12 protein-coding genes are annotated in these 17146 nt (G+C 71.8%); all 12 read right to left on the bottom strand.

Going from position 1 to position 17146, the window contains the following annotated elements; genetic code table 11:
- Position 1 precedes the first annotated feature (1 nt).
- The 12 genes from AC1DW3_RS20535 to AC1DW3_RS20480 all read right to left on the bottom strand — a co-directional run bounded on the left by AC1DW3_RS20535 (position 2) and on the right by AC1DW3_RS20480 (position 17146).
- Positions 2-4630, bottom strand: a complete 4629-nt coding sequence (locus tag AC1DW3_RS20535; protein WP_477934337.1) for a hypothetical protein — start codon at positions 4628-4630, stop codon at positions 2-4.
- 16 nt (positions 4631-4646) lie between these two features.
- The gene (locus AC1DW3_RS20530; protein WP_477934335.1) at positions 4647-6527 is read right to left on the bottom strand and encodes a hypothetical protein; all 1881 of its coding nucleotides are present in this window, start codon (positions 6525-6527) and stop codon (positions 4647-4649) included.
- 196 nt (positions 6528-6723) lie between these two features.
- Positions 6724-7638, bottom strand: a complete 915-nt coding sequence (locus tag AC1DW3_RS20525) for a hypothetical protein (RefSeq protein WP_477934333.1) — start codon at positions 7636-7638, stop codon at positions 6724-6726.
- On the bottom strand, positions 7635-7850 hold the full coding sequence (locus AC1DW3_RS20520; protein ID WP_477934331.1) for a hypothetical protein: 216 nt from the start codon (positions 7848-7850) through the stop codon (positions 7635-7637). The genes AC1DW3_RS20525 and AC1DW3_RS20520 overlap by 4 nt, the downstream gene beginning before the upstream one ends.
- Positions 7851-7858: 8 nt before the next feature.
- Entirely contained in the window at positions 7859-8170 is a 312-nt protein-coding gene (locus tag AC1DW3_RS20515; protein ID WP_477934329.1) for a hypothetical protein, read from the bottom strand.
- A 20-nt stretch (positions 8171-8190) separates the two neighbouring features.
- Entirely contained in the window at positions 8191-10740 is a 2550-nt protein-coding gene (locus tag AC1DW3_RS20510; RefSeq protein WP_477934327.1) for a phage tail protein, read from the bottom strand.
- An 83-nt stretch (positions 10741-10823) separates the two neighbouring features.
- On the bottom strand, positions 10824-13097 hold the full coding sequence (locus AC1DW3_RS20505) for a putative baseplate assembly protein (RefSeq protein ID WP_477934325.1): 2274 nt from the start codon (positions 13095-13097) through the stop codon (positions 10824-10826).
- Between the two features lie 5 nt (positions 13098-13102).
- Positions 13103-13507: a GPW/gp25 family protein gene (locus AC1DW3_RS20500; protein ID WP_477934323.1), complete on the bottom strand. Its 405-nt coding sequence runs from the start codon at positions 13505-13507 to the stop codon at positions 13103-13105.
- A gap of 9 nt (positions 13508-13516) precedes the next feature.
- On the bottom strand, positions 13517-15112 hold the full coding sequence (locus tag AC1DW3_RS20495; protein WP_477934321.1) for a hypothetical protein: 1596 nt from the start codon (positions 15110-15112) through the stop codon (positions 13517-13519).
- 20 nt (positions 15113-15132) lie between these two features.
- Complete coding sequence (locus AC1DW3_RS20490; protein WP_477934319.1) at positions 15133-15846, bottom strand: phage baseplate assembly protein V; 714 nt, start codon at positions 15844-15846, stop codon at positions 15133-15135.
- A 1-nt stretch (position 15847) separates the two neighbouring features.
- Positions 15848-16942, bottom strand: coding sequence for a phage late control D family protein (locus tag AC1DW3_RS20485; RefSeq protein ID WP_477934317.1), 1095 nt, complete (start codon positions 16940-16942; stop codon positions 15848-15850).
- Between the two features lie 12 nt (positions 16943-16954).
- Positions 16955-17146, bottom strand: coding sequence for a hypothetical protein (locus AC1DW3_RS20480; RefSeq protein WP_457322840.1), 192 nt, complete (start codon positions 17144-17146; stop codon positions 16955-16957).

The following is a 17146-nucleotide window of genomic DNA, read 5'->3' as shown; positions in this document are numbered from 1 at the left end:
ATCAGCCCAGCAGGAAGTTCACGGTGGACCGCGCGCTCGGCGTGAAGCCGGCCTGCACGGTCTGGGTCACGCTGACATGCGCGATACCGCCGACGATGTCGGCCACCACGGCGTGCGCCGCGATGCGGTTGACGCCGAGGGAGGCACTGAGCACCGGGTCCATCAGCTGCACCTTCATGCCGACACGCAGACGGTCGGGCAGGGAAGGCTGCACTTCGAAGCGCACGCCGGGATGGATGGGAATCGGCCGCACCAGCCGGCCGGTCAGCAGCTGGCCCGCCGGGCTGTGGCTGGCGGCCAGCAGGCAGACGCGCACCAGGGCCGCCATCAGCGCCACGGCGCGCGGCTGGTTCGCGTCGACACGGCGGCGCAGCCAGGACGCCAGGTCGCGGATGTCCTCGCGGTCGTCGCGCTCCAGCTCGCCGAAGTGGGGCAGCGTCGACAGATCGCCCAGGTCGCCCACGCTGTCGAACTGGCTGAAGCGCTCGGCCCAGTCGAGGCGGATGCCGGCGCGCACCGTCGACAGGCGCGCATGCAGGCAGGTCGCGACCTGGGCGATGCGGGCGATCTCCTCGGTCATGCGCCGGTTCAGCAGATTGCGTTCGGCATTGGCGGCCGCCAGGTCGGCCAGCGATGCGCTCCGGGCGATGAGGTCGATCTTGCCGACCAGGCCGAGACTGGCCGAAGACAGGGCAACGGCGGCGAAGGGCAGGGCTTCGCTGCGGGCCAGGTTGACGCTCTCGGCCTGGGCGCGCACGGCGTTGAAGGCGATCTGCTGGCTGGCGCCGCCGGCCAGGCCGTTGAGCAGGGTCAGGGCGCTGACGTTGGTGGCGGTGATGGCGCTGGCCGTCAGCGGCAGGGCCGTGAGCACGCGGTCGGCGACGAAATGAGTGTCGAGCAGGCTCAGGTGGGCGCGCAGGGCCGGGAACCAGTCGACCGGGGCCTGGCGCACGATGCCGATCATGGCGGCCACGTCGCCGGGTGGGTCGTCGTGCTCGGCCAGGCAGGCGGGCACGGCGTCGGGCTCCAGGGCCGAATCGAGCAGGCGCGACGGCAGGGCCACCGTGCGGCTGCCGATGCGGGCCCGCGCGAAGGCGAGGAATTTCACGTGCTCGGCAATGATGGCGTCGCGCGTGGCGTTCAGCGCGGCGGCGCGCTGCTGGTCCTCGGCGAGCAGGGCGCGGGCGGTGGCCACGTCCTGGCGCGACTCGGCCAGCTCGCGCTCCACCAGAGCCAGGCGCGAGGCGAGGCCGCCGAGGCTGGCGTCGATGGCCGCCAGCGATTTCTGGCAGCGCGCCAGCGCGTCGCGGTATTTGCGCACGATGCCCTCAGCGGCGCGCAGCACGGCGATGGTGTGGTCCGACAGGTCCACGCCGCCGAGGAAGTAGGCCGATTCGTCGCGGGCCTTGTCCTCGGGGTCGGGGTCGAAGCTGATGTCGGCAAAGCGCAGCCTGAGGGCGCTGAGCTTGATCGGCGCGGCGCGCAAGGGTTGGCCGCCGGGGTCGAACTCCTTGAGCACACCGGCGATGGTCTGCTTCTCGGCGATGCCCGGCACCTCCAGTTCATCCAGGTCCAAGCCCAGCGCCGCGAGCTTGCTGATGACTTCGAGCCGCGTGGCGACGGTGAAGTCCTTGGCCTCGATGGCGCGCGGCCRCTCCAGCCGCGAGGCGATGGAGGTGGTGCGGATCTCGGCCTTGCCGGTCAGCGCTGAGGCGTCGGTGACCTTGGTGCTGGGCGGCGGCGCCGCGGGCACGGGGGCCAGCGGTATCAGGCCGCCCAGGTTGATGCGCGGGTCGAGGTTGAACTGGCTGCCGATGACGCTGCCCAGGTTGCCGGCGTTGATGACGCTCCCGACACCCGACGCCACCGGCGTCAGGCCCGCGATCGGTCCGAAGTTTGAAATCGGCGCGCCTATGGTGCCGATGTTGCGGATGGGCGCCGGTGCAGGCGCCATGAAGCCGCCGACGCTGGCGCCTATGCCCACATTGCTGCTGACGTTCAGCGCCGTCCTTTCCACCGCCGCGGCGGCGGCCCTGCCGACGGCCCGCCCCGGCACGGCACCGCCGGTACGCGTGCGGATGGGGAAGGTCGGTGGCTTGGTCGCGCCGTCGGGGCGCGTCAGCTGGGCCTCGCTCTTGACCGTGCCATAGAAGTCGGAAAGCTGCTCGCGCGTGGCGCTGGCGTTGTCGAGGTCGGCGATCTGCGTCAGCGCGGGCGAAACGGCGAAGCGGCTGGCCTGCGATTGCTTGAGCACCGTCTGGCGCAGCCGGTACATGTCGGTCTGCACGCGCAGATAGCCCAGGTTGACGGCATCGTCCGCCTCGTCGATGCGGCTGGACAGGTCGTCCACCGTCTGGCGCAGGCCATTGGCCTGGATCAGCGCCGCCAGCGTCTGGAAGCCGCGCTTGGCCGCGTCGGCCTCGGTGGGGTTGAGCTTGCTGTCGTCGCCGGTGATGGGCGCGAGTTTGCGGCCGGCGATCAGCGGGTCGGCCAGCAGGGCGGCCAGCTCGGTGGACTCGCGTGCGCCGTTGGCGTTGGCGTCGGTGTCGTAGGCGCTCTCGAAGGCCGTGTCGGCATCCCCGGCGGCGACGAAGTCCCAGGACTCGCCTTCGCCGCGCAGCGTGCCGGAGTCCAGCGTCTTCTGGTCGAGCCAGACGGCCTCGGCGCCGTTGCGCAGCACGCCGACAGGGCCGAACAGGGCCTGGCCGTCGTAGAGGGTGAAGGCCACGCCGCCGACGGCGCTGTCCTCCAGCGCCAGCGCGGCGGCAGGGATCTCCAGCCGGTGCCAGCGACCCGGCGTCGGCACGACAGGCGGTGTGTCGGTGGACTGCTGCAGGCGCGAAGGCGTGCCGTCCTGGCCCCAGCCGATCAGGTTCTCGCCCCAATAGGCGCGGTGCTCCCAGCTGCCGGCGATCTGCCATTGCAGCATCAGCGTGCGCGGCGGGAACTCGCGGTCCAGCTGCACCCAGGCGAACAGCACGTCGCCCTTTTGCACGGCCAGGGTCTCGGTGGCGTGATCCAGGAAATGCTGGTGCTGGCCGCGCACATTCGCCGAGCGGTGCAGCAGGCCGGCCGGCGCGGGCTGCAGCGGTGCCAGGCGTTCCTCCTCGAGGCGCAAGGGATCGTCCTGCGGATCGGGCACGGTGTCGGTGTTGTCGGGGCCTTCGGCGGCCATCGTCAGCGTCTCGCGTTGCAGGCGCTGGCGCTGGCGGCGGCGCAGCCAGTCGGCGCGGTCGTCGACATGGCGCTCGATGGCATCGGCGATCTTGTGATCGGCGTCGGCCACTTCGGTCAGCAGCAGCTTGGGGTCGAAGACGGTCTGCGGTACGGGCACGTAGACGCAGAGGCTGTCGCGCACGGCCAGGTCGATGGGGGCGAGGCCGGCGGCGGCTTCCAGCACCAGGTCCAGTTGCTCGAGGGGCACAGGCAAGGCGGCCACGTCCAGCGTCGACGGGAAGAAGACCTGGCGCGCCGCGCGCGCGTTGACGGCGTCGCGCGGCAGCAGGCCCGCCGGCGGCAGTGTCAGCATCTGGTCGCCCAGGGCCACGGTGTCGGCACCTGCGGCGGCGGCCTCGGTGAGGTGTTCGGTGAACTGGTCGATGCGAGCCTGCCAGAGGAAGCGCGTGCCGGCGCCGAGATGGGCATTGGCCTCGGCGCGCGGCCGGCCACCCAGGCGCGCGACGGCGGCGCGGTCGGCGAACAGCGGCTGCCAGACGGTGTTGACGGCCACCAGGGCCAGTGGCACGCCGCTGGCATGCCAGGGCATGCTCTGGCTGTTGCCGAGCTGGGCTTCGCGGGCGAAGACGGCATGGGCCAGCGCATTGCGCCAGGTATTGCCCGGCGCGGGCAGGGGCAGCCATTCGTCGGGCCAGACGTAGAAGACAGGGCGGGCGGCGTCCTGGCGCACCTGGTCCTCGAAGGCCTCGGCATCGAGGTCGCGTTCGCATTGGTCGAAGGGGTCGGCCCCCTGCACGACGCGGTGCTCTATGGGTTCCAGCACGACGATGCCGACCCGGGGCAGGGGCCGGCCCAGGGTCAGCAGCGTGCGCAGGCTGCGGCCGGTGGCGCGGGCGAAGAGCACGCTGCCGTCGGCGTCCGCCGGCATGGCGGGTGCCGGGTCGGCGTCGGACAGCAGCCAGCGTGGCGCGACAACGGGCAGGTCCAGCAGGTCGAAGGAGAAGGCAGCAGGAGCGATGACCTCCTCGCCGCCGGCGCTCAGGGCCATGCCGGGCTCGATGGTGATGCGGCGCGCGGTGGCCAGCTCCAGGCCAGCAGCAGGCGGCGGTGCGGCCGCGGTGTCAATCGCCGCGATGGCGTCGTCATCGAAGGCCAGGGCCAGGCCCTCGACCACGCCGGCACTCAGCGCGCGGTTGAGCAGGGCGATGCGGCGGGCGCGCTGGTTCTGCTCGGCTTCCAGCAGCGGCGCCGTCAGCGCGCGGCCGGCGAAGGCGTTCATGCGCCGCTCGCCATCGGCTGCGGTGCGGCTGGACAGGCGCGGCTGCACGGCCACGGCCACTTCGCCGCTGCCCAGCGCCAGGCGCTGACTCCGCGCGGTGCCGGCCGGCGGCGTGACGTTCAGCGCGACGATGCGCGAGCCGTCCAGGGCGGGGGTGCTGCGATCGCTGGCCATGGTGATTAGCTCCGGTTCAACGCGGCTTGGCAGGCGTGAAACGCGCCGCCAGCACCTTGTCGAGGTTGGCCTTGCCGCGCGCTGGCACCTTGATATCGGCCGACAGGCGCTCGGCCTCCTGGCCACTGCTGCGGGCCAGCGTGCGGCCCATGTCGAGCAGTTGCTCGCTGCCGGCGAGCTTGTGCAGGGCTTCCTTGTCTTTGAGCAGGTCGGGGCGCTGCGCGGCCAGTCTGGCCAGTCCATTGGCCACGCCGGGTGTGTTCAAGGCCGTGGCGACATCGGCCACGGCGGCCTCGTCCAGGGTCTTGTGCGCTTCCAACTGGGCCAGCGCGGCATGCGCCAGCAGCGGTTCGGAGAATTTGGCGGCCGACAGCAGCTTCACCGCCTCGGCCCGCGCAAGGGAGTCGGAGCGGGCCAGCAGCTTCTCGACGCGTTCCGTTTCACCCAAGGCCTTGAAGCGCTCGCGGATGATGTTGTCGGGGTTGGGACCTTCGTTGATGACGGCGACGGCCACGCCCTCCACCTCGGGCCGCGGCGCCACATTGCGCCGCCGCGCATACCAAAGCGTGGTCTGCGCATTGACGAGGCTGGCCCAGGCCGTGTCGACCGGGTCGGTGATGGCCGGCGGCGGGAACAGGCCCGTCTTCACCAGCCGCGTGTTCTCGAGCAGGCGCAGCGATTCGGCCGGCGAGCGCTTGACGGACAGGCGCGTGGCCGGCACGACGAGGGCACGTGTGAGCCGCTGGCGCAGCAGGCGAGCCTGCGCGGCCAGGGCTTCGCGGGGCACGGGGACGAGGATGCTGACGAAAGTGGAGGTCTGCGCTTCGGCGGCGAGTTGCAGGTCGATGGGCGGCAGCGTCAGCGACTCCTCCACCAGCATGGCGATCTCGTCCTGCGGCACCAGCGTCAGCTCGGCGTCGATGCCGGCGGGCAGCCAGCTCTGGCTGAAGTCCGCCGTGTTGACGGCCGCGGCGGGCAGCGGGCCGGCGGCAGGCAGGGCGGAGAAGAACTGGGCCGCGCTGGGCCGGGCGCCCAGCGGCCGCTTCATGACATCGTCGAGCTGCGCCTGGTACTGGGCCAGATGGGCCTCGCGCAGCAGGCGTGGTGCGAAGCCGAAGCCCAGCACGTCGGCATGCGATTGGCCGGCCGTGCGGCGCGCCAGGTGGACGTCGATCCAGCGCACGGTGTCGCCGGTCAGCGCCACCAGGCCCAGGGCCAAGGTCTCGGCCGGCAGGCTGGGGCCGGCCTGCTGCACGAAGACCTCGCGCGCCAGCTCGCCGCGCAAGGCCTCGACACGGTCGCCGGGCGCGTCCGCCACATAGTGCAGCGTCAACGCGCTGGCCTCGACGATGTCGCCCGGTTCGACGGTGCGTTCGGCATCCAGGCCGGTGGGGTAGCTGGAGACCGGGTTGGCGCTGAACTCCAGCGCGCGCAGGCCCAGCACGAAGATGCCGGTGCGGTTGCGCAGCGGCGGCGTGAGCAGCTTCTTCCTGCCGCTGAGCTGCTGGGCCAGCGTCTGCAGCTGGAAGAGCTGGGCCAGGGACACGCGCACCGGCCCGGTCAGGGCGACCAGTTCGCCCGCCGTCGTGTAGCCGAAGCCGGGACTGACCTGCAGCTCGGTGGCGACGCTGCCCTGGGACACTTCCAGGCCCTCGACCACGCCCGCGCCGAGAGCCCGTGCGAAGCCGGCCTGGCGGGCCAGGAAGTAGGACTGCTCGCGGGTCAGGTCACGCGCGGAGAGGAATTTGCCGTCGAACCAGCGCGGCCGCACCCGGTGCGACTCTTCCACCATCAGATTGGCCTCGCGCAGCGCGCGGGCGGTGTCCACGCTGACGACGGTGCGCTGCGTGCCGCTGGCGGCGCCGAATGAGACCTGAGGGGCTTTCTGGATGGCCATTTGAATCTCCGATCAGTTGCCCACCGCGACGCAAGGCCCCGATGTTTTGCGGGCCGAGCGCTGGGCCGCTCCCGAGCCGGCCCGCGTCGGGCGATGTGCATGCGGCTTGAAGTCGCATGCATCGCCGTCCCCTCGGGGGACCGACCGGACTCGCTCGCGTTCAGCGAAGAGAGGATGGGCGAGGGGCTGCTTCATTTCAAATACCGAAGACGGCCGCCAGCGCATCGGCGGGATAGGCGAAACGGCGGCTGGTGTTGTCGATGTGGGCGGCGTCCAGCGCCGGGAAGACCGGCGTGGGGCGCGTACCTGCGGGCACGGCGGCCGGCGCTTCGACGGTCGGGATCAGCAGCCGTGCGATGAAAAGCGCGGTCGGGTCGGCCAGCGAGTCCGAGCCATCGGCCGCTGCGCCGTGTTCGGGCAGCGGCGGCAGGGCCTCACCGTCGGGGCGGGCCAGGTCGCGGGCGTGCGCATTGGTGGCGTCGTTCCAGCCGTCTAGCAGGGCGTCGCGCAGCGCGTCGGGCCGGGCGGCCGGGGCCAGCGCCCGCACGGCCTGGAAGCGCGAGCGAGGCAGGAAGTCGGTGGCCGGTGCGTCCTTGGCGTCGGGCCTCAGGATCAGCTCGAAGCGGAAGGCGTCGCGCACGCGGTTGGGCACCAGCGCGTCGGTCGCGTCGAAGGCGCCCTGGGCGAAGCTGGGCGTGCGGCCGCGGGCTTGCGGCGTGAAGCGCAGGAACAGGTCGGCCACCACGCCCTGGGCGCCATGGGCGGCGCGCAGCGCGTCGGCGGATTGCGCGACGAACCAGGGCTCCAGCCGCACGCACCAGGCGCGGGGCACTTCGATGAGGCGGCCCAGGCGATCGATGGCGAGACCCGGGCCGACCTTGAGCTCATGCTCGGTGCCGGCCGCGTTGGCGACCGCTTCGGCGCGCAGGCCGATCAGCGTGCCGGCGCCGGCCAGGTAGGCCAGCGCGCGGGCCAGGCGCGAGCGGTGGTAGGTCTGCTCGTCGCGGAAGTCGTCGCTGCCCAGCAGCACGCCGGTGTCGTAGAAGGGACGATCCGGCCGGTCCAGGCGATCGGCGGCTTCAAGGGCATCGACTTCATCGAGGGCGTTCATCGGATCAGTCCTATATCAATGGGCGTCACGGGGCGGACGGGCAGGACCCGACCGGCAGTCACGCTGACATCCAGCGACACCGCCTCGCTCTCCACGCCGCTTTCGTTGACGACGACGAGGCTGAAGCGGTGCTTGCCGGCCGCGAGCTTGTTCTCGACCAGCAGCACCGGCTTCTCCTGCTCCAGCGTCTTGCCGACAGGCAGCACGGCCATGGCGTCGCTCACCGCACGGGGCCGAGATAGGTGTAGCGGTAGCTCTTGATGACGCCTCCGATGTCGAAGGACTTGGAGCCGTTGAGCTCGAAGTTCTTGCCGAGGTCGGCGATCTGCGGGCCGGCCAGCACGGCGGTGGGGCGCTCGCGGTCGGCGACGATGACGTCGACGGTGTCGGGCAGGGACACATTGCCGGAGTCGTCGATGACCTCGAGCTGGAACTTGTGCCGACCGCGGGCCAGCGGGCTGCGCGGGTCGACCTCGACGACGACGGTCGGCTGGTCGGTTTCGAAGGGGACATTGATTTCGAACTTGGCCATGGTGGCACTCCTTGGTAGGTCTACTCGGGATCGGGAAGTCGCGTGAAGCGCCAGCGCGCGATCACGCCGTCGGGCGGGGGTTCGGAGCGGCGGCCGTCGAGCAGCAGATTGCCGCCGGGGCTGGCGATGGCGACGGCGTCCAGATGGGCCTTGGGTGCGCCGTCGAAGGCGACGAGGCCGCTGCTGTCGTCCAGCCGCCAGTCCAGCGCGCCGCCGCCGGTGATACGGTCGCCGCGGCCAACGCCGCTGCGGTTGATGCGCGCCACTTCCAGCGGCACCGGCGCGCGCAGATAGCTGTCCACACCGACCAGGGCCGCGATGCCGACCATGAAGGGCTCGCGGGCGGCCATCACCTTGACGAGGACATGGGCCGGTGCGATCTCTTCGGCGAGGTTGCGCACCATGGCGATCAGGTCTTCGTCCAGCCCCTCGTGAACGAGGATGGTGGCGCGATGGGCGGTGCGCTCGTAGACGCTGGCCACGGTCTCGCGCTCGGCCTCGGAGTCAATCTCCTCGCCGAACAGGGCCAGGAACTCGCGGCGCGCCTGGTCGTCGTCTGCGTCGCCCAGCGTCAGCGTGTCGCCGACGAAGGAATTGCCGGAGACGACGAGGCCGGGCAGCAGCGGGTCGTCGCTGCGCTCCAGGTCTATGCCCAGCAGCGTGGCGAGCGTGCGGCGCAGGCGGAAGTCTTCCAGCACGATGATGCGGCCCAGGCTCACCGCGCCGTCGGTGGCGATGTCCAGCGCCAGGGCCAGGCCACCCCGCGTTCCGCGCAGCCGGCGCAGCAGCGGCGCATTGGCCAGCCAGGCGCGCTTTTGCGCGGTCGGCAGGCGGGACGGGAAGCGCTCGCCGGTCCAGCGGGCCAGCCAGTCCAGTGCATCGGGCGGCGCGCTCGCGGGTGCCGTCAGCACGCGGGCGTCGGCGACCTGGTCTTCCATCGGCGTGAGCACGCTTTCGAACAGGCCGATGAAGCGCTCCAGGAAGTCGTGGCGCGTCGCGTCGCCGCTTGCAGTCCGGTCGAAGACGGGGTCGTCCCGGTAGAGCTCGGGCAGGTAGCGGCGCAGATAGGAGAAGCGGTCGCCCCAGACCCGCACGGCCGCCACCTGCGGCGTGGCGCGGCCGTTGCCGTAGAGGGTCAGGCGCAGTTGCAGGCGGCGGCCGCGCAGTTCGCGCAGCTGCATGCCGGCGCGCTGCACCAGGGCGCCGAACAGGCCGACGCGATTCGCCAGCGGCGCGCAGCCGAGCAGGCTGGCGTGATGGGGCAGTTCGCTCGGGCAGGCCAGCCAGGCGGCGCGCGGTGTGCCGGCTTGCAGGTCGGCCTGCAAGGCGCTGGCGTCGCCGAACCAGTGCGGCCACCAGGCGCCGCTGAAACCGTTCTCGTCCGAGGCGCGCAACTCCACCCGCACGCCGCAGCCGGGCGGGATGACGGCTTCGACGTAGAGGCGGTGCCAGACCAGGTCGATGGATTGCGTGTCGACCGTGTGGCCTTCGGCCATGCCGCTGGCAGCAAAGCCGCGCCAGGACAGCGGCACGAGGGTGCGGCTGAAGGACGCGTTTTCCGCGGCCCCGGGCACGTCCTGCGGACGCATCAGAGGCAGATGCGGCGGCCAGTCCTGCGAGGCGACAAAGCCGCCAGGCGCCGCGTCGGCACTGGGGTAGCGGCGACCCAGGGGCTTCTGCCGCGGCGCTGCGTCCGCCGGATAGACCAGGGCCTCGGCCAGGTCGGACACGCGCAGGGCGACGTCGGCCTCGTCCAGCCAGGCAATGGCGTGGGCGTAGGCAGCGCCCTCGAGGATGGCGCTCTTGCGCGCTTCGCCGTCGATGACGATCAGGTTCAGCTCGCCATCCGGACCCCAGGCGATGACCGCGAGCCGGCCTTGCGGGCTGGCGGCCAGCGCGATGGGGCGCAGGGCGGCATCGAGCAGGGCCTCGGGCAGCAGCTCGAGGCGCGCGTCGTCGGCGTTCTCGGGCTGAGGGCGGAAGGTGCCGGCATCGCGCACCACGTCGCCGCGTTCGGGGAAAGGCGTGCCGGCCAGCACGGCGAGGCGCCGGTTGCCGCGGTCCAGCAGCCAGCGCCCGCCCTGGGCGTCACAGGCGACGGCCTGGGGCGTGAACAGCGGCGGCAGCTCCAGGCGCACCGGCTCGTGGCGGTCGCGCAGGTCGAAGAGTTCGACGCGGTCGACGAAGGCGAAGACGATGCGGTCATCGGCATCGAGGGCCATCGCCGTGGGCGCACCGGGCGCCGAGGTCGCGTAGCGCGGCACTTCGCCTGGGAAGGCGCCAAAGCCCACCAGCGAGCCGCCCGGGCCCTCGGGTGTCGGCCGCGGGTCCCAGCGGGCGTAGCTGCCGAAGCGGTCGCGCAGCAGCGGCAGCATGRCCAGCTCGGTCTCGGCGCTGGTGACGCGCGAAACGCCATCGATCATGGGTGCCACGCCCAGCTCCGAGGCCAGGGACAGCACTTGCTCCACGCCGCCATGCTCGGCGTCGCGCGGCGCGATGGCGCAGCCTTCGGCCAACGCCCAGTCCTCGGGACGGGACCAGAGCCAGAAGCGTTGCGAGTTGGCGTCCATGTCAGTACCGCCCGGCCGCCCGAAGGCACTGACGCGCCCCCTCGGGGGGCAGCGAGCGAAGTGAGCGTGGGGGCTTGTTCATCTCAGCAGAGGTCCACGATGACGGGCACGGCGACGCGGCTGCTGCCGTTGGCGCCGCTGCCGGAGGCCGCATCCGGCCCAACGCGGGTGGCTGGCGCGTTGCCCACTTCCACCAGCACCTGCATCAACTCGGGCAGTTGCCAGGGCGCAAGGGCGACCCGCTGCAGGCCGTTGCCATCCCGGCCGGCGAGGGCCCAGGCGCCGGGGCCACCGGTGAAGAGGTTGACGCCGGCGACCGTCGCCACGCCGGGCACGCGGGCGGCTTCGACTTCCAGCTCACGATCGGCCAAGGCGCGTCCCAGCGGCCAGCCATTGCCGTCGAAGCCACCGGGAGCGAGCGGCCACAGCAGGCGCCGGATCACCCCGCGCACCGCCGCCAGCGTCTCCTCGCGCGGCGCGCCGTCGCGCAGGCCCACGGCGACGGAGACGGACAGCGGCACGTACTCGCAGCCGATGACGTTGAGCTCGGTCGCCAGCGGCCGGCGCGGTTCCAGCCAGGCGTGGACGGCCTCGATCAGCGGCCGGTCGGCGCGCGGGTTGGGCGCGGTGCCGACCTCGCCGCTGGTCGTGCCCGGCAGCACCATGACGGCGACGACACCGGGGATGCCGAAGGCCCGCGTGCGCGGTGCAAAGCGCGGCAGCACCTCGACGCGGGCTATGTCCATGCCCGGCGTCTCGCGGGCCAGGCTGGCGTAGTCGTCGGCCGTGACGGCGCGCTCGCGGTGGCGCAGCATGGCGGGGATGCGCTGCTGGGCGGCGTCGACGTCCTCGGCGTCCTCGCCGCCCTGGGTGGCGACCGGCTGCGACAGTTTCAGCGTGTTGATCACGGCGCCGGGCAGGCCGCTGGCGTTGATGCTGTTGGCGACGATGTCCTTCAGCGTGCCGGCTGCGAGATTGCCGGCACGGCCGCCGCCGGAGCGGGCCGACACGATGCGCACGCGCGAGCCCGCCGGCGGCAGACGGCCGCGCATGCCATCGCCCAGGCGCACCTGGCCGGACTCGGCGTCCAACTCGTAGGCGCGGGCATCGCGGGCCACTTCGGCGCGGTGAGACACCAGGGCCAGGTCGTCGACGCGCGTCCAGGCCGCGTACTGCATGCCAGGTTCGGCGATCTCGAGCTGCAGGCTGTCGGGCAGCACATTGCGCACCGGCAGGGCAATGACTTCGCCGGGGCGGCCGGAAGTCTGGGCGACGACGAGGCCCTGGCTGGTCACGCCCTGTTCGATCTGCACGGCGTGCAGGCCGGCCCAGCTCAGCAGCAGGCGCTGCACGCCGGCGGCAGGCTTCATGCGCAGCCAGGCGACGAGGCGCTGGGCGCGGTCGGGGTCGTCCAGGCGCGGTGGCTCTTCGTCCACGCCGGAGACGGCATCGATGCCGCGGGCCGAGTCGCCGACGCCGATCAACTCGGGGCCGGGCATCAGCACGCGCACGACGCCGGCGCGGCGCAGGCCGTCGGTGGTGTCGTTGCCTGAGGGGTCGAGGGTCTGGTAGTCGGTCGCGCGGGCACCGCCGACGGAGATCTCCCAGCTGACGCCGATGCGCTCGCGTTCGCCGACGAGTTCCTGGTCGTCGGGCACGGTCAGCGCCGGCATCAGGCCGATATTGAGCAGGCGCGCGGCACCCGCCGTGTTGCGGGCCAGCTGCTGGGCGCAGCGCTGGCGCAGCGTGGTGAGCGACTCGCCGCGCGCCGGCTTGGGCGCCAGCAGCGCGATCCACAGGCAGCCGTCGACGCTGTTGGCGATGATGTCCACACCGGCGTCCACGGCGCCATCGGCGAACAGCGGCTGGGTCTGGTAGGCGTCCAGCGTGCGGCCGCCGTAGAGGGCGCCGAGCTGGGCCAGGGTGTCGGCCAGCTCGGGGTGGTCGTCGGCCGTGACGCGCTGCTTGAGGTAGACCTCGCCGGTGACCGGCGCGACGCTGATCTCCTGGGCCGTTTCGAAGGGCACCGGGCGGCTGATGGTGGCGCGCTCGCGCAGGTCCAGCGCCTCGCGGGCTTCATCGGGCAGGCGCAGCGTGACCAGGCCGCGGGCCATGCGGGCGGGCTTGAGGCCCATGCCCAACAGGTTCAGGAAGACGCGGCGCTGCAGCTCCGGAACCTGGTTGGCGCGGTAGAGCAGGGCGTCGCCGAGGAAGGCGAACAGCTCGATCAGCGTGCGGCCGGGGTCGCCCACGCGCGGGTCGGTCCACTCCGGCGTGTGCGCAGGGATGCGGGCCAGCAGGTCGGCGACGAGGTCGTCGGCGCGGCGGTCGTCCAGCAGAGGGATGGGCAGCGGCATCGTGATCAGCTCCCCAAGGTCAAGGCCAGCGCCATGCGCTGCGGCTCACCGGTGCGGCGCAAGCGGTAGTGCACGGCGATGTGGACGACGCGCGGGTCTTCCGGGTCTTCGTCCACGTCGATGCGTTCCACCTGGGCGCGCGGCTCGAGGCGGGTGATGGCGCCACCGATGCGCTCGTGCAGGCGGGCGCGCACGGTGAGGTTGTTGGGCTGGTTCAGGAAGTCCTGCACGCCGGCACCGAAGTCAGGGTGCATCAGCAGCTCGCCGGGCCGCGTGGCGAGCACGCAGCGCAGGCCGTCGGCCACGCTGCGGGCCAGGCCCGGCCAGGCCCAGCGACCGTCGGCGTCGGGCCGGCCGAGCAGCGGGAAACCGATGGGCCGGGAGAGTTCGGGGGCGAGCTTGCGGGCCATGGCTGTTCTCTATTTCTTCTTGGGCACGGGCAGGCAGATCTTCACCAGCGGCAACCAGAAGAACACGAGGTTGAGCAGGGACAGCACGACATTGAGCAGGATGAAGGCGCAGATCGTGATGATGGGAATCGAGAAGGAGCACAGCCAACCGAGGCCGATCTCGCTGCCGGCCTTGGGCTTCTTCATGAAGTCCTCGGGCTTGTTGCGCATCAGCAGATTGGCCAGGCCGGGCGGCACGTCGAAGGCGACGTTGGGCTTCATGGCAGCCAGCGAAGCACGGTCGAAGGCGGGCAGGGCGATGCGAGCCTGCGGCGTGCCGGTGGAGGCGAACCAGGGTGCCACGCGGTAGAGCGGCGTCATGTCGCTCCAGACCAGCCGGGTCGGGCAACCAGGCTCGCCGCGCACGCGCACGAAGGCGCGGATGGCGTAAAGCGCCTCGGCGTCGTCAAAGCGGCCCTCCAGCGTGCGCGCTTCGGCGGCGCGGCCTTCGAGCACGGTCAGGGCGGCGTTGGTGAAGCGGTCCAGCCAGCCGTCGGGCACGGGGCCGAAGTCATCGGGGATGTCGACGCCGCCGGCGTCAACGTCGGTGGCGACGTGCACGCAGGCCTGCAGGAAGGCCGCGCCGCCGATGGCGACGCGGGTCGTGACGCCGAAGGTCGTGATGTTGCGACCGATGAGCAGCTCGTCGAGCAGCAGCAGCAGGCTGGTGCCGCGGCCGTTGATGTCGAACTCGAAGGCCAGTTGGCGGATGAAGGCGGCGAACTGCTCGCGCATGGCGGCGCTGTCGCCGCTGTCGGGCTCACTCGCGTCCACCGGGTCGCTGCCGTTCAGCCAGGTGGCGTCGAAGCGGGTGCCTGCGCCGGGCAGGGGGCGGATGCTGGCGCGGGACAGATAGGGCGACAGATGGGCCATGAAGCTGTCGCGCGCGGGCGAGCCCGGCGTGCGCACGGCGCTGTAATCCACGGCGGCGTTGTTGGGCTTGCGCAGGGCCTCGCTGGTGGGCACGAGGCCATAGAGCAGGCTGCGCCGGGCGGCGTTGCAGACCTCGGGCATCAGCGCATGCAGCGGGTTCACGGCCTCGGCCGGATGCACGGCGCGCAGGGCCGCCAGGCGGGCATCGACGCCCGGGTTGCCGGTGCGCGGCGTGGGGCGACGTGCCGGGTCGGGATCGGCGTCGAAGGCGGCGGCGCTGGGCAGGCTGCGCCAGCCCTCGGCCTGCCAGGCCTGCCAGTTGTGCGGGTCGGCCAGGGCCTGGGTGTTGATGTCCTCGGGCCCGGCCCAGCGGCGCACGACAAAGCCGCTGGACTCGATCTTCTTCGGGTCCAGGCGCGGCGAGCCGAAGACTTCGCAGTGGGTGTCGAACAGGATCAGGTTGAAGCGGCGGTGGATGGGCTGGAACAACGCGCGCGGGGCGCCCTGGTCTGGCAGCCGCGCGATGGACAGCGAGGCCGGCCAGCCAAAGCGGGGCCACGTGGTTGAGGTGATCGCGTCGCTGAGCGCAGCGACGAAGTCTCCGGCCTCGATGTCGACGAGGACGGCCGGCGCATGCGGGCGCTGGCGCGACGGCCCGCCCACGGCGACGGCGTGATGGGGGTGGGGGTCCATGACGGCTGCCATTGCCGGCCTCACCAAATGTTCCCGGCGCCGGGCGTGTAGCTCGACGACACGACGGCGTTGGTGATCAGCGTGTCGCACTGGACCACGCCGCTGAACTTGGACATGCCGGCATCCACGTTGACCATGCCGGCGCTGACCTTGACCGTCGCCGCATTGACGGTGACGGTGGCCGAAGCGGTGACGGTGATGCCGCTGCTCTCGAGCTTGATGCTGTTGCCGTTGGAGTCGACGAGCTCGCAGGAACCGGGGCCGTCCTTCAGCGTCAGCTTCTGGCCGCCCGGGGTTTCGAGGATGAGCTTTTCCTGGCCATCCTGGTCGTCGAGGGTGACCTTCACGCCATTGCGCGAGCGCAGCACCTTCAGGAAGTTGTTGCCAGCGCCGTCCATGCTCTCGGGCGGCGAAGCGGCGCCATGCCACAGGCCGCCCAGCACGATGGGCATGCGTGCGTCGCCCTGCACGAAGGCCACGGCCACGAGGTCGCCGACGTCGGGCACCCACCAGGAGCCGCGGTTGTCGCCGGCGAAGGGAGCCACCAGCATGGCCCAGATCTCGGCGTCGCCGCTTTGCTCGTCGACGCCATGGACGCGCACCTTGACGCGGCCACGGTTGTCGGGATCCTTGATGTCGGTCACGTCGGCCATGAAGACGCCGCCGCCCAGCCAGGCCGGGCCGAGGGCCGGCGGGTTGCCGGCGGGGGCGAAACTGAAGGGAGCGCGGTCCATATCAGTTGTCGGCGATGAAGGCCGACTGGGCGACGAACTCGGTCACATAGCCACTGGTGGGGTCGAAGCGGTGGCGCGCTTCCACCACGGCATAGCAGTTGTCGAAGCGCCGGCCGACGCCGTGCAGGTTCACGCGGCTGCCCACGCGCAGGCCGGCATTGCCCTCGGTGCGGCCGTGCAGGCGCACGAACTGGCGGGCGCGCTGGTCGAAGGCGGCGTCGGCCAGGGCCTGGGCTTCGGTGTCGTTGCGGCAGGGCAGGGCGCCGAGGTTCTCACTGCGCTCGATGCCGATCTCGGACAACAGCGAGGCGCCCGTGCGGCCGCTTCCCGGCCCGGGTTGAGCGCCGGTGCTGGTCTTGGTGAAGCCGTTGCCGGCGGCCGGGTCGAAGCCGCGGGCCATGACCTCGGTGACCTGGCTGGACAGGTCGGCGATGACGCGCACCTCCTGCAGCTGGCTGTAGAGCGTCAGGTCCAGCGTGCCGCGGTCCATGTCGGCGCTGCTGCGCACCTGCAGCGTGCTGCCGACGACCTGCATCTCGCAATCGCAACGGCCCAGCAGGCGACGCAAAAAGGACAGGTCGCTTTCGTTCAGCTGCACCCACAGGCCAGTGCCGCCGGGCAGGCCGCTGGCGTCGACGGTGAGGCCGTGGTCGCCAGCAATGGCCCGCACGACGTCTTCCAGGCTCGAATCCACATGGCTCTTGCTGCGGCGCTTCATGCGGGCGGCGAAAAGCTTGTCCTCGGCCAACACCAGCAGGCTCGGCGGCGCGCCGACCGAGCCGCTGGCTTCGATGGCGTGGATCTGGCCATCGAAGATCTCGGTGGGGCCGGAGGTCTCGCCGGCATAGAGCTGCACACGGGCGCCGAGCTTGATCGGGCTGCCGGCGTCGAAGACCAGGCCCAGGCTGCCGTCCACCATGCCCCAGTTGCCCATGCCCAGAGACAAGCTGCTCATGCCGCCCTCGGCCTCGGTGACGGCGAAGGTGCGCACGAGGTCGTCCAGCGCGGGCAGGGCCTGGCCGTCCACGCGCAGCGTCGGCCGCGCGCTGTAGGCGGTGCGCGAGGAGACGGGGCGTTCGGTGGTTTCGGGAGGCATGACCGGTTTGTCCTAGTCGGCCAGCAGGCGCGCGCGGCGCTCGAGGGCGACGCTGAGTTGCTGGTCCAGCATGTGGGCGAATTCGGGCGTCCAGGCCGGCGTGGGCGTGGCGTTGGCCGCACCCTGGGCGTCGCGCGACTGCTGGCCGGCGGTGCTCTCCGGCGGCGGAACGTCGACGACGATTTCATCGATGAAGACGGGCAT

Source organism: Roseateles sp. P2_H4 (assembly GCF_056403315.1).
This window is presented reverse-complemented; position numbering and strand designations above follow the sequence as displayed.

What these genes read in the sequence shown, in the direction of transcription:
- AC1DW3_RS20530 (WP_477934335.1), bottom strand. Translation starts at nt 6,527, where the DNA reads ATGGCCATCCAGAAAGCCCCTCAGGTCTCATTCGGCGCCGCCAGCGGC.
- AC1DW3_RS20525 (WP_477934333.1), bottom strand. Translation starts at nt 7,638, where the DNA reads ATGAACGCCCTCGATGAAGTCGATGCCCTTGAAGCCGCCGATCGCCTG.
- AC1DW3_RS20520 (WP_477934331.1), bottom strand. Translation starts at nt 7,850, where the DNA reads ATGGCCGTGCTGCCTGTCGGCAAGACGCTGGAGCAGGAGAAGCCGGTG.
- AC1DW3_RS20515 (WP_477934329.1), bottom strand. Translation starts at nt 8,170, where the DNA reads ATGGCCAAGTTCGAAATCAATGTCCCCTTCGAAACCGACCAGCCGACC.
- AC1DW3_RS20505 (WP_477934325.1), bottom strand. Translation starts at nt 13,097, where the DNA reads ATGCCGCTGCCCATCCCTCTGCTGGACGACCGCCGCGCCGACGACCTC.
- AC1DW3_RS20500 (WP_477934323.1), bottom strand. Translation starts at nt 13,507, where the DNA reads ATGGCCCGCAAGCTCGCCCCCGAACTCTCCCGGCCCATCGGTTTCCCG.
- AC1DW3_RS20495 (WP_477934321.1), bottom strand. Translation starts at nt 15,112, where the DNA reads ATGGACCCCCACCCCCATCACGCCGTCGCCGTGGGCGGGCCGTCGCGC.
- AC1DW3_RS20490 (WP_477934319.1), bottom strand. Translation starts at nt 15,846, where the DNA reads ATGGACCGCGCTCCCTTCAGTTTCGCCCCCGCCGGCAACCCGCCGGCC.
- AC1DW3_RS20485 (WP_477934317.1), bottom strand. Translation starts at nt 16,942, where the DNA reads ATGCCTCCCGAAACCACCGAACGCCCCGTCTCCTCGCGCACCGCCTAC.
- AC1DW3_RS20480 (WP_457322840.1), bottom strand. Translation starts at nt 17,146, where the DNA reads ATGCCCGTCTTCATCGATGAAATCGTCGTCGACGTTCCGCCGCCGGAG.